13 protein-coding genes are annotated in these 11,379 nt (G+C 42.2%); 3 read left to right on the top strand and 10 right to left on the bottom strand.

The window, feature by feature from the left end:
* Positions 1–646 precede the first annotated feature (646 nt).
* Positions 647–898: a YgjV family protein gene (locus R7M72_RS01400; RefSeq protein WP_005376619.1), complete on the top strand. Its 252-nt coding sequence runs from the start codon at positions 647–649 to the stop codon at positions 896–898.
* An 88-nt stretch (positions 899–986) separates the two neighbouring features.
* Here the strand turns inward: R7M72_RS01400 and R7M72_RS01395 are convergent, their stop codons facing one another.
* Positions 987–1,268, bottom strand: a complete 282-nt coding sequence (locus R7M72_RS01395; protein ID WP_005376622.1) for a DUF2218 domain-containing protein — start codon at positions 1,266–1,268, stop codon at positions 987–989.
* Positions 1,269–1,309: 41 nt separating this feature from the next.
* Entirely contained in the window at positions 1,310–3,316 is a 2,007-nt protein-coding gene (locus R7M72_RS01390; RefSeq protein WP_005376624.1) for a TonB-dependent siderophore receptor, read from the bottom strand.
* Between the two features lie 116 nt (positions 3,317–3,432).
* Here R7M72_RS01390 and R7M72_RS01385 point away from each other — a divergent pair, with 116 nt between their 5' ends.
* Together R7M72_RS01385 and cueR are read left to right on the top strand one after the other, a co-directional pair.
* The gene (locus R7M72_RS01385) at positions 3,433–4,401 is read left to right on the top strand and encodes a helix-turn-helix domain-containing protein (RefSeq protein WP_005382609.1); all 969 of its coding nucleotides are present in this window, start codon (positions 3,433–3,435) and stop codon (positions 4,399–4,401) included.
* Between the two features lie 87 nt (positions 4,402–4,488).
* The gene (gene cueR / locus R7M72_RS01380) at positions 4,489–4,875 is read left to right on the top strand and encodes a Cu(I)-responsive transcriptional regulator (protein ID WP_005376627.1); all 387 of its coding nucleotides are present in this window, start codon (positions 4,489–4,491) and stop codon (positions 4,873–4,875) included.
* 42 nt (positions 4,876–4,917) lie between these two features.
* On the opposite strand, the gene vctC is transcribed toward cueR, so the two are convergent.
* The 8 genes from vctC to R7M72_RS01340 all read right to left on the bottom strand — a co-directional run bounded on the left by vctC (position 4,918) and on the right by R7M72_RS01340 (position 11,316).
* Complete coding sequence (gene vctC / locus R7M72_RS01375; protein ID WP_017635379.1) at positions 4,918–5,673, bottom strand: iron chelate ABC transporter ATP-binding protein VctC; 756 nt, start codon at positions 5,671–5,673, stop codon at positions 4,918–4,920.
* Between the two features lie 2 nt (positions 5,674–5,675).
* Positions 5,676–6,626: an iron chelate uptake ABC transporter permease subunit VctG gene (gene vctG / locus R7M72_RS01370; protein ID WP_005376631.1), complete on the bottom strand. Its 951-nt coding sequence runs from the start codon at positions 6,624–6,626 to the stop codon at positions 5,676–5,678.
* The gene (gene vctD, locus R7M72_RS01365; protein ID WP_017820306.1) at positions 6,619–7,554 is read right to left on the bottom strand and encodes an iron chelate uptake ABC transporter permease subunit VctD; all 936 of its coding nucleotides are present in this window, start codon (positions 7,552–7,554) and stop codon (positions 6,619–6,621) included. The genes vctG and vctD overlap by 8 nt, the downstream gene beginning before the upstream one ends.
* A 22-nt stretch (positions 7,555–7,576) precedes the next feature.
* A complete protein-coding gene (locus R7M72_RS01360; RefSeq protein ID WP_005376635.1) occupies positions 7,577–8,485 on the bottom strand; it encodes a siderophore ABC transporter substrate-binding protein in 909 nt (302 codons plus the stop codon).
* A 163-nt stretch (positions 8,486–8,648) separates the two neighbouring features.
* The gene (locus tag R7M72_RS01355) at positions 8,649–9,329 is read right to left on the bottom strand and encodes a Crp/Fnr family transcriptional regulator (RefSeq protein WP_005382613.1); all 681 of its coding nucleotides are present in this window, start codon (positions 9,327–9,329) and stop codon (positions 8,649–8,651) included.
* Between the two features lie 134 nt (positions 9,330–9,463).
* Positions 9,464–10,195: a nucleoside phosphorylase gene (locus R7M72_RS01350; protein WP_017635382.1), complete on the bottom strand. Its 732-nt coding sequence runs from the start codon at positions 10,193–10,195 to the stop codon at positions 9,464–9,466.
* A 10-nt stretch (positions 10,196–10,205) separates the two neighbouring features.
* Entirely contained in the window at positions 10,206–10,937 is a 732-nt protein-coding gene (gene pnuC / locus R7M72_RS01345; protein WP_017635383.1) for a nicotinamide riboside transporter PnuC, read from the bottom strand.
* 160 nt (positions 10,938–11,097) lie between these two features.
* On the bottom strand, positions 11,098–11,316 hold the full coding sequence (locus tag R7M72_RS01340; RefSeq protein WP_005499106.1) for a hypothetical protein: 219 nt from the start codon (positions 11,314–11,316) through the stop codon (positions 11,098–11,100).
* Between the last annotated feature and the right edge of the window lie 63 nt (positions 11,317–11,379).

The following is an 11,379-nucleotide window of genomic DNA, read 5'->3' as shown; positions in this document are numbered from 1 at the left end:
TGAAATTGATACCTTATTCTGATTAAGTGTAGTTGTTTTAAGAAAAGAAGAGAGATGAAATCATTCAGCTAAACGCCAGACTGCCGGTTGCGATCAATAATGGAAGAAAAGCAATGAGAATGTTGTATACACCGGAGCGTGATGACAGCTTAATCAATATCGGTGACGAAAAAAACGTAACGATTAAATATTGAACAACATAAATTGCAGGACAAAATGCAACGATAAAAAAGTGGCTTACGATATGAATCCCCGCACACCACGAGTTCGGTTTTGTTCTGATATACAGCAAAAAAAACACGAGCAAGCTAATAATAAAATACATAAACACAGCACTTGAAAATAATTATCATTTTCAATGATATGTAAATATTCCCTTACTTTCAATGGTGTTTGAGCTATTAATGTCATCGTTATTATCAATCAACACAATAAGTAAAATTATCAGTAATTCCAGTCCTAAACGTTTGCGTAATCGCTAACCTTCTCTTAACCTTGATTTGAGGCTTTTATCACGGTTTTTCCATTGATATAGTGCGTCCATACAACAAAAAAAGACCATTCGAGGCATGGAGCTTCCTCATTAATCTCAAGATGAGAAGAATTGGTACCGACAAAATTCGGCAGATTTTAAGAGGGTCAAAAAATGGACATGAATATGGTTGAGATTTTAGGTTATGCAGCTTCAATCATGGTCGCTATTTCGCTAACTATGAAAGATATTGTTAAGCTTCGTATCCTTAACTTTATTGGTTGTGCGCTATTTACCGCTTACGGACTAATGATTGATTCTTGGCCTGTAGTATTAACTAACGGTTTTATTGCTTGCGTTAACATCTACTTCCTAGCAAAAATGCAGCAGGAAAAAAAAAGCCTAGAGCCTGAGAAAGCGCAATAGCATTCAAACAATAAAAGCCCGCAAATCATAAGATTGCGGGCTTTTGCTTTTAATATTCCACTTCTATCACAGCATCCCTAAACGAGCGCTAACGAACCCAGCTAAGTGCTAATGTTTCTCGACGAGAAAACATGTCCACATGCGATGAAATGATCGCCTTAACCGTATTCAGTTTCTCTTCTGAATCCGCCTCACAGGTTATAGTTAGGCTAGATGCACAAAGGTTAAACTCCGCTTTTCCCGTCGGAAATGTCACCAAACCGCTATTTTCATTCCAAGTAGCAGGAACCTTTCGTCCAAAATGCCGACAAAGCGTCACTAAGTATTTGTCAGCGTGTTCACTATCTATTCGGGTGCTTTCTTTAATCATGAACTTACTCGTTACTTTGAAACGTCCTATGAAGAACCTTGTTAGAATTGATAAGCTGCAGAGAGCTTGAAGTTGCGACCCGGCTCGTAGTCATCAAGCGTGAAGCCACGTGCAGTACCCGAACGAGACGCATGAGAGCTGTACAACTCGTCAAATACATTATCAATACCAAAGGTCACCGACAGTCCATCAATATCAGACGGCACCCATTGAGCGTATAGATTATGCACATCATAACTTGCTTTCTTTGGCTGACCATCAAAGACGTTGTCTTCCTCTAGAACAAACATTGAGTTCCACCCGAAGATCGTTTCTAAAGCGTCTGACTGGTAATCCAAAGTTAGAGCAATGCTATCACCCATATCAATGCTACGCCCATTACCCCCAGCAACAGGACCACCAGTATTCTTGTTTTTGGTGTCCGACTTAGAGTAAGAAAGTTTGCTGTTAAACTTGTCGTAACCATAAGAAGCACTTGCCTCAAAGCCTTTAATCTCAACATCACCTAAGTTGTAAATCAGGTAAGTTTGAGTCGCGTTTTGGTACTGGTCTGCAATGTAATCATCAATTTCCGTTTGGAATATCGTAATATTCGCCCCAAAGAAATGCTTATCAAAGGTTTTATCAAAACGAACACCACCCTGCGTGTTCAATCCCGTTTCTGGCTTTAACCCATCCTCTAAAAATGCAACGTCTTGGTAAGCAATAAAGGTTTCCATTAGCTCTGGACCTTTAAATAGAGAGCGTGCACTCGCAAACAACGTCCAATCTTGCGTCACCGCCCATTCTGCTGCTAGAGCCCAAGTCACATCATCATAATTACTGTTTCCTGTCTCAGCTTTGCGTTTGTAATCATCAAAGCGCATACCTGCAGTAATAAAGAAGGCATCAGAGAAGAAGAACTGATCTTCTACAAACAGTGCGGTTGAAATCGCCGATTCGTCCATAAACTTACGACTACCGTAGTAACTCGAAGACGTTTTATCCATGTAGTCGAAGCCATAAGTGACTCGATTATCAAATTCACCCAACATAACATCTGACTGGAATTTGCCATTCAAACCAAAGTTTTGGTTTTTGGCGGTGTTCTTTGATAAACGGTTCGAGGGCCAACGAGGGGCCATCACCGTTTCGTCACGTTTAATTTCTGTCTCGGTATTATAAAGAGTGACGTTTCCTTGGTGTTGTTCGCCTCGCAACTCGTAACTCAAGGTAACGGTATCGCGGTCATAATCCGTAGGGATAAGTAACTTGCTCGACAGGCTATTATTTGCACTACCCGACATATCAGGACGCGGACTGTAATCTCCACTGTCTCGGTACATGTCATAAGAGAGCTCAAAACGATGGATGTCATTTAGTTCATACCCCAGCTTAGCCAGAATGTTGTAAACATCACCTGCAGCACCATAGGTTTTATTGCCATCACCATCTTCAAAATCATCACGCGTAACGTAATGGCCATAGACCATCGCATCAATGTTTTCGGACAAAAGTCCGTACAGTGTCAACGAACCTTGTTGGTTGTCGTTGGATGCATAGCCGCCATAAACACGCGCACCAAACTTTTCATCGTAACGAAGTAAGTCACGAGCGTCTTTCGTTTCAAAGTAGACCGAACCGCCTAACCCGTTTTGAGTCACAGAGTTATTACCTACCTGAATGTCCGCAGATTTGAGAATGTCAGGGTTCAACGTCAAGTTACCAATATGATGGAACATGCTCGCATGCTGAGAAGCACCGTCAAGACGAATGTCCAAATCGGTTTCGCTCAAACCACGAATCGTAATACGTTGATTCACAGAGTGTGTGCCACCAACATCCACACCGGGAATATCGCGCAGTAAATCAGACATATGATCCGCTTGCTTCAGTGACATGTCGTCCGCAAACATCGACTCAGTGTTGCTGGAAACTTTCGTTCCCCATACAACGACCTCTTCAAAATGTGACTCAGTATCTTGAGCTAAAACAGGGGTTGATAGCGCCATTCCCACTGCAAGGCAAAGGCTTGAAAGCTTGATAGGTGAACAAGCAGGGCTTTCCATAACTTAACTCCTAAATATTAATGATAATAATTCTCATGTATAATAAGCATGAGTTTTATAAATACAAAGGCGATTCGGTTATGCGAAATCGCACAAGTGTTATGAGGAAGTGTCAAATGCAGGAAGTCACAACAAAACGAACTAAAATTGCCAAGATAGCTTTAACCCAAAGACTAGAGGCGACAGAGAAACAATGGATTGTCACGCAAGGCCAACCTTGTCAAACTCAACTGGCCGAAGGTAAGTTCCTATCATATCAGTACAATGATCAAATTTTTGTTCATGGCGGGCGTTGTCTAGAACTTATTGATTCGAATATTGTTTCTACTGCACACGCCTCACTGCTGGTCACTATTCTTTTAGAAGGTAGACTCTCGTTTGGCTACGACGATTTGCAATTTGATTTAGACGCGAGCGACGGCCCTAAGGGTGTAGTGGTGAACTTACTCAAACCTGCAAATTTTCGTCGTTCACTGCTCAAAGATAACCTCATTAATAAGATCAACATATTGGTTAAGCCCCAATGGCTAGAGGCCCGCCTTGAGCAAAATTGTAGTCATCGAGCCTTTTTTAACTCTCATCAGGCGTTTCAACAGTTGGAGCCTAACCAGACGCTATGCGAGCTGGCCGAAACGTTAACAAATAGAGAAACACCGCAAGAGTTCCAAGAAAAGCTAGAGGTCGAAAGCTTGATCTATCAAATATTACATCAAGCCACCAAGCAAATCCCTAAGAATTTCAGTGCTAAAAACAGCAGTATTGAACGACACATTGATGGTCGAATTGAGGATATTGTCAGCTATATTGAAACTCACCTTGATCAAGAACTACGCTTGGAAAAGTTGGCGAGCCAATTCTCAATGAGTGTTTCAAACCTGCAGCGTCGATTTAAACAATCACTTAATATGACCATAAACGGCTACATTCGTTTTCGACGTCTTGAGATTGCTAGGCAACATTTGGAACGTGGCCTAGTGACGATAACAGAAGCCGCCTATGAAGCCGGATACCACCACCCTTCTAACTTCACTTATGCCTTTAAAAAGGCATTTGGTGTGCCACCACATGAAGTGATTAAAGAGTAAGGGGACTCTAGGTAACTGACTGTTATTTAGGAGTGTCTTATCCACAACATCGGTATATACTCGCCTTAAACGTTATGGAGGTTAAACATGAATATTGGTGCCGTCGCGAAGCTCACTGGGCTTTCATCTAAGTCGATTCGATTATATGAAGACAAAGGGATCATATCTCCACCAGCGCGTAGCGACTCTGGCTATCGCGAATATTCAGATAATCATATTCAAGAGCTTAACTTGGTATCACGCGCAAAAAGCGCAGGCTTTTCGTTGCAAGAATGCAAAGAGTTCGTACAACTTGCTCATAACCCCAATCGCAAAAGTAGCGAAGTAAAAGCAAGAACCATGGACAAACTGAGAGAGGTTGAAGAAAAAATTGCACACCTCATGGAGATCAAAACGCAACTTGAAGGTTGGGTTTCTTCTTGTCCTGGAGATGCAGAGAGCCGATGCCCAATCATAGACGAGCTCACCAAGTAAGCCCGCCTATCTATTGATCTCGTTAAAAACGAACTAGCTCGCTTAATGATAAGTACACATGCGCTTACCGTTTAACTCTATGATGTTAAATGGCGTTTCATAGATGTCCTCTAGCGTAGATGCTTGAATCACCTCTTCAACCGCACCACTCGCCACAACCTTGCCTTTCTTAAGCGCCAATATGACATCTGAGTAACACGCCGCGAAATTAATATCATGAATCACGACCACCATAGCTTTATTCATGTCATGGGCTAACTGCTGCACAACTTTCATGATCTGAAGAGAGTGTTTGATATCTAAGTTATTAAGAGGTTCATCAAGAAAGACATAATCTGTATCTTGTGCAATCACCATAGCAATAAATGCAAGCTGTCGCTGACCACCACTTAATTCATCCAAGTATTTGTCTTGAATATCTTGCAAATCTAAGTAGTCGATCGCTTGTTCTATGACCTCATGATCTTCTTTAGTCAGATTTCCTTTAGAGTATGGGAAACGACCAAAAGAGACTAACTCTTTTACGGTAAACCGCATTGTAATCGAGTTAGCTTGGCGAAGTACTGCCAGTTTTTTCGCTAGCTCTTTTGTGTCCCATTCCGCGATTTCCTTGCAATCAATGATAACACTACCGCCATCTCGCTCCGTTAAGCGCGAGGCCATAGATAACAGCGTGCTCTTTCCCGCGCCATTTGGACCGATAATCGATGTTACCTTGCCCTTTTCAAACTGAGTATTGGCCTCGTCTACGACTTTGTTTGAACCGAAAGCCTTCGTTAATTTATCTATTACTATCATATTTATACAACTTTGTTTTTCAGCAGCAGGTATAAGAAATACGCACCGCCGATAAAGTTAATTACGACACTCAACGTCGTCTCAAAACTGAACACGTTTTCGATTATCCATTGCCCAGCAAGTAGTGAACTTATGGATAGAAACGAACATCCGACCAATAGCGTTTTATGTTGGTAACTTCGGAACATTTCTCGGCTTAAGTTGGTCACTAGTAAACCAAAGAACATGATTGGCCCTACCAAAGCCGTAGAAATAGCAATCAAAACCGCCGAGATAATAAACACATTTCTCGTCACTTTAGGTACATCAACACCCAAGCTTTTCGCATTGTCTTGGTCGAGCCAAAACACATCTAAAGTGCGATGCATCCTAAACAACAACCAACATGCAAACATCAAAGCCGGAGCACTAAAGTAAACCAAGTTCACTTTGACATTATTGAAACTGGCGTACAGTTTCGACTGAACAATTGCATATGTGTTTGGGTCCATCAGCAAAGAAAAGAATGACGCCGCATTGGAAAATAGCTGACCAAAGATCAAGCCGACCAATAGCAACGTAATCAAGTTCTTGCTGCCTTTTGAAAAGTAAAACCCAAACAGCAGTAGCGAAAACGACACCATTACAATTACTGCAATCGCGAAATTGACGTACAAGTTAAGAACTAAGGTACTCAACCCACCAAAAATCAACACGATCAAAATTTGGGTTAACACATACAGCGCATCAAAACCCATGATACTTGGCGTTAAAATTCGGTTGTGCGTAATGGTTTGAAATACAAGTGAAGACTGAGCAATGGCCACACCCGCTAGCACTATCGCCAATACTTTAGGAACTCTACGAGACAAAAAATATTGGTAGTTGTCAGCCGTTAGCCCAATACCAATAAACAGACACGCGAAAAGAATCGCAATGCCACCTAGCAGCAGGATTTTCGTTGAATCACGCATGTTGCTTACCTCGCAACAACATTGCGATGAATACCACGCCACCCAATATGCTAATCACGATAGAGATTGGCATTTCATGAGGGAAAATAATTAAACGACTCACCAAATCGCAACACAACACTAAAATGGCCCCATACATGGCCGTAAGCGGAATGTTCTTTTTGAGGTTATCGCCATAAAAGTGACTCACGAGATTCGGTACAATCAGCCCTAAGAATGGCAACTGGCCAACAATCATCACGACACTTGCTGACATGATGGACACCAATAGCACGCCAATCGTCACAACCTGCTGATAATTCAAACCCAAGTTAATCGCGAAATCTTTTCCGATACCTACGGCAGAGATCCTTGCGGCAAAAAGATAGCTGAGGATAACCATTGGTACCGCGATGTACAGCAGTTCAAAATCACCACGCAAGATGTTGGCGAAGTTTGCGACTGTCCAAGCATTCAGACTTTGAAGTGCATCATATTTGTAAGCGATAAACGTAGTCATGGATTGGATGACATTGCCGAAAATAATCCCGACAAGTGGCACAAAAACCACGCTCTTAAATTGAATGCGCTGAATAAAGAAAACAAACGCCAGCGTCCCAAATACCGAGATGCCGAACACGAGCCAAAGGTGATTATCATTACCAAAGAAAACCACGCTCAGTACATAGCCCAGCATGGCACATTCGATCGTACCAGTTGTAGAAGGTGCCGCAAATCGGTTCTGGCTGATTTGCTGCATGACAAGACCCGCAATACTCAAGCCAGCACCAGCAAGCAATATGGCAAATAAACGTGGTATACGGCTGGTAAAGAAAAGTTCTAATGCTTTCTCATCACCTGAAAAGAGTTGTTGGGGCGTCATGTTTGCCACCCCAACAAATAACGAAACCGTGCTTAAAACCACAAGGGTTAGCAATAACTTCTTCAAAGTTAACCTCTGCTATCTTGGATTACAGTTCAACGGTTTGCTTTATCTCACTGACCATTTTTTCTGTTGCTGTCACACCAGACATCGACAAGTACCACGCGTCCACATCTAAATAAGTGATTTTATGATTTTTATATGCCGCAGTCGCTTTGACTAAGTCGTTATCCATGGATTTACGAATATCGTTATCCGGCGTACCTGTCAGAGAATTTCGGTCAACCACGAGAATATTTTTCGGGTTAGCTTCACGAATAAACTCATAAGAAATGACATCTCCGTGAGTGCCCGTTTTCACGTGCTCAACCGTTTCCAAGAAGCCAAAGTCGTTATAAATGACGCCAAATCGCGACTGGGCACCAAACGCGCTGATGTTGTCACCCATGCTCAAAATCGTTAATGCATCATTTTTGTTCGATTGGTTGTAGTCACGGATTGCTTTAAATTGAGCATCTAGCGCTTCAATTTTCTGCTCTACTTTTTCTTCGATATTGAAGATCTTACCAATATTGCGCCATTGCGCTTGCGTGCCTTCCCAATAGCCTTGGTTCTCTTTCGCAGCAAAAACAACTGTAGGGGCAATTTCACTCAGCTCTTCATATTTCGCAGACGCTCGCGGACCAACCAAAATCAAATCCGGTTTTTGCATGTAGATGGTTTCAAAATCAGGTTCAAACAAACTACCCGCAGAGGTGTAGTTATCTTTGCTGTATTTTGAAAGGTAACTAGGAAGATTAGAAGAGTTAGATACTGCAACAGGATCGATACCAAAGTTGTCCAACGCATCTAGCGGGCCAAAGCCAATCACAACCACACGCTCTGGGGATTGTTCTAGCTCTGTTTGACCCATGTAGTGGTCAATCACAACTTTAGCAGCGAAAGAAGGAGAAACAGTAAATAACGACAGCATAGCCGCACCAACGAATTTTTTCATTTTGTTAAGCCTTAATGAGATCTATTATCATACGCGTTCGCAATATAACGCTACTCTTTAATGCATTCAACAAAATTTAAGGTACTTTACATTAGTTACGTTTACTCAAGACTTAGATATATCAAAGACTTATAAAACCCATCAGTTCCAATACCTGGGCGTATCATTCATGCGCTTCAATAAACGCTTTGAGTGCCAGCTCATCAATAATCTCCAAACCGTTGTCCGTTTTTGTAATCAATCCCTTTTCAATCAAGTCCTTAACTGCACGTCGATAGACTCGGCCTGAGGTACCAAACCGCTCAGCCTCTTGGTTCACTTTATCAAAACCACCAAGCAACTTATCCGTCTGATTACGGACGAGAAGATCATAGGCAATGTTGTAAGTAATGGGATGCAACAAACGATTAGTGTAGATATCCATGGAGTCTTGATAATCCTCAGCCAATGCTGAAGCGAAGAACACCATCATTTGGGGATGATTTTGCAGTGCTTCGGTTAGTTTTTGGATACAGATAACATCAACCTGCATATGTTCATCTGCTATCACATTCCATTGACAAGGAGTCTGAGTGAAGAACTCCATTTCACCATAAATATGATAGTCGCAGTTAGCTTCCCCTAATTGAAAACGTCGTCCATTTGCGGCCAATATGTTCATCGAGACTCGACCTACTGGCACAACATACAAGTACTGAAGTTGCTCACCTTGGCGGAGAATTGCTTCCCCAGCATCAAAGTAACGCGAATTTATTTGGCATTGATAAATCAAATCGCGAAAGGTGGCACTCTTTTCTTCAAGGTATGTTTTGAAGCGACCAGTCGGATAAGGGCTGATTTTCATTTTCTGCTCTCTCAGAAAAAGTTACGGACAACTATTTAAGGTGGATTGTACCCCGTAACTCCAAATAAAAAAGCGACAGTGACCTGTCGCTTTACATCTATTCTGTTTATGTGACTTACTGAGATAGAGACTGGCTAACGCTGAGCAACCAAGGCTTCTAATGCCGTAATCGCGGCACTCTTCTCACCTTGCATCATTACTTTGGCTTCATCAACGTACTGACCAACACCTTCTTTCACATCTTGTTGATACAGCACCACGTTGTTTAATATCGAAGCCACATGAAGGCCTCGTAGTCGACCGACCGTAAACAGCGCAGAGGTTTCCATATCGGCACCTAAGATGCCTTTCTTGTTCCAATGTTGGCATATTGCATCTTCGTCATCGGTATAGAAACTGTCGTGAGAACGCACCACACCAAAATGATAATGCACTTTTTGCATCGACAAGTAACGCTCAACTTCCTTTAACAGTGAAAAGCTTGCGTAGGCTGGATAAGACGAATCGACATACGCTTTAGAGCCGCCCTCATCTCTTACCGCGCCTTCGGCAATGATCAACTCGCCAAGATGAATGCCTGATTGCATTGCCCCCGCAGATCCAACGCGTACCACATGAGTCACACCGCACTGTTTTAGCTCTTCCACTGCGATGATCATCGATGGCGCACCTATACCTGTACTACATACTGAAACAGGCTTGCCTTTGTAGTTGCCGGTAAACACACGGTACTCGCGGTTTTCCGACACCATTTCTGCATCATCAAATAATGCCGCGATACGATTCGCTCGATCTGGCTCGCCGCATACAATAACGAGGGGAGCGATTTGTGTTTCATCCACTCCGATATGAGGTTGTTTGGCCATTTTTCGTTCCTTACGCAGCAGCGTGCGCTAAGGTTTTATCGCCATTGCGCTTAGCGCTACGAGCCCACTCACGCGTGCCATTGGCAGCGATGAACATAAGAATCGCGTACTGAACAGACATTGCGTAAACACCTTGCGTCGCGTAGATACCCACACTGATAATATTAATCACAACCCATAGAATCCAGTTTTCGACGTATTTACGTGTCATCAGAATTTGTGCAACAACAGAAAGTACTGTCATGGTTGCATCCCAGAACGGAAACGCGTCAGGTTCAAGCACCGGTTCAGCCAAGCTAGCACCAAAGAGATTCAAGCTATCAAAAGCAATGTTTGCTAGCGCAAAGAAAAATGGGTCGATATAGATCGTTAATAATGCGATACATGCAACGCTAATAGAGGCAGTAGTAATAAGTTTCTGTTTATTTAACCAGCGAACCTCCAGCGTTTCACCTTGTGCGTTTGGACGAGTCCACGCATACCAGCCGTAAATGTTCGCACAGAAGAAAAACAATTGAAGAAGCAATAATCCGTATAACTGAATTTGAAAAAAGATAACGGCAAAAAGCGTGACATTCAGCAAACCGAATAAGTAGTTGATGGTTTTTTCTTGGCTGGCAAACCAAATGCAAAGCAGTCCAAAAACTGTACCGAAAGCTTCGATCCAACTCATTGCGTAGCCGTCGCCGATCGGAATGTTAACGAGAGTATTATTAATATCGAGTAAGGCAAAGAGGTCCATAACATGTCCTTTATTATTTTGTTTGGAATACGCTTATATTAGAGCGTGATCCCCAACAAAAAGGAGGACATTTGTCCTCCTCTTGATGCACTCGATCATAAATCAGATTCATTACTTACTTGAAAGTACCTATTTATCTCAATTATTCATTCCAAATGAACTAGGACTCGTGTCCTAGGTAGCGCTTTTTGAACGTCGATGCTGACGCGAACAGTAAAGTCGAAGCAAATGTAAACACCACGCCAGCCAAGTATACATACTCTTCATTCGCAAGTAGTTCATAAACACTCACGACAAACACCGTTAATACTAGTGAAATATTGAAACGGTGAAACCACGGCCTCTTTACTGAATACTGTGCATATCTCTTAACTAACATAAAGATTTTTCCATTCATCTCAATAATTTATAAATCTAATTATAGGCTTTATTAATAATAAGC

Source organism: Vibrio sp. YT-18 (assembly GCF_033337345.1).
GTDB lineage: Bacteria > Pseudomonadota > Gammaproteobacteria > Enterobacterales > Vibrionaceae > Vibrio > Vibrio alginolyticus.
The sequence above is the reverse complement of the archived record's forward strand: the minus strand, read 5'-3'. Positions and strand labels throughout refer to the sequence as shown.

Excerpts from the sequence above, each read along its gene's own strand:
- R7M72_RS01400 (WP_005376619.1), top strand. The coding sequence starts at position 647 with ATGGACATGAATATGGTTGAGATTTTAGGTTATGCAGCTTCAATCATG.
- pnuC (WP_017635383.1), bottom strand. The coding sequence starts at position 10,937 with ATGGACCTCTTTGCCTTACTCGATATTAATAATACTCTCGTTAACATT.
- R7M72_RS01385 (WP_005382609.1), top strand. The coding sequence starts at position 3,433 with ATGCAGGAAGTCACAACAAAACGAACTAAAATTGCCAAGATAGCTTTA.
- vctG (WP_005376631.1), bottom strand. The coding sequence starts at position 6,626 with ATGCGTGATTCAACGAAAATCCTGCTGCTAGGTGGCATTGCGATTCTT.
- R7M72_RS01395 (WP_005376622.1), bottom strand. The coding sequence starts at position 1,268 with ATGATTAAAGAAAGCACCCGAATAGATAGTGAACACGCTGACAAATAC.
- R7M72_RS01350 (WP_017635382.1), bottom strand. The coding sequence starts at position 10,195 with ATGGCCAAACAACCTCATATCGGAGTGGATGAAACACAAATCGCTCCC.
- cueR (WP_005376627.1), top strand. The coding sequence starts at position 4,489 with ATGAATATTGGTGCCGTCGCGAAGCTCACTGGGCTTTCATCTAAGTCG.
- R7M72_RS01390 (WP_005376624.1), bottom strand. The coding sequence starts at position 3,316 with ATGGAAAGCCCTGCTTGTTCACCTATCAAGCTTTCAAGCCTTTGCCTT.
- R7M72_RS01355 (WP_005382613.1), bottom strand. The coding sequence starts at position 9,329 with ATGAAAATCAGCCCTTATCCGACTGGTCGCTTCAAAACATACCTTGAA.
- R7M72_RS01360 (WP_005376635.1), bottom strand. The coding sequence starts at position 8,485 with ATGAAAAAATTCGTTGGTGCGGCTATGCTGTCGTTATTTACTGTTTCT.
- R7M72_RS01340 (WP_005499106.1), bottom strand. The coding sequence starts at position 11,316 with ATGTTAGTTAAGAGATATGCACAGTATTCAGTAAAGAGGCCGTGGTTT.
- vctC (WP_017635379.1), bottom strand. The coding sequence starts at position 5,673 with ATGATAGTAATAGATAAATTAACGAAGGCTTTCGGTTCAAACAAAGTC.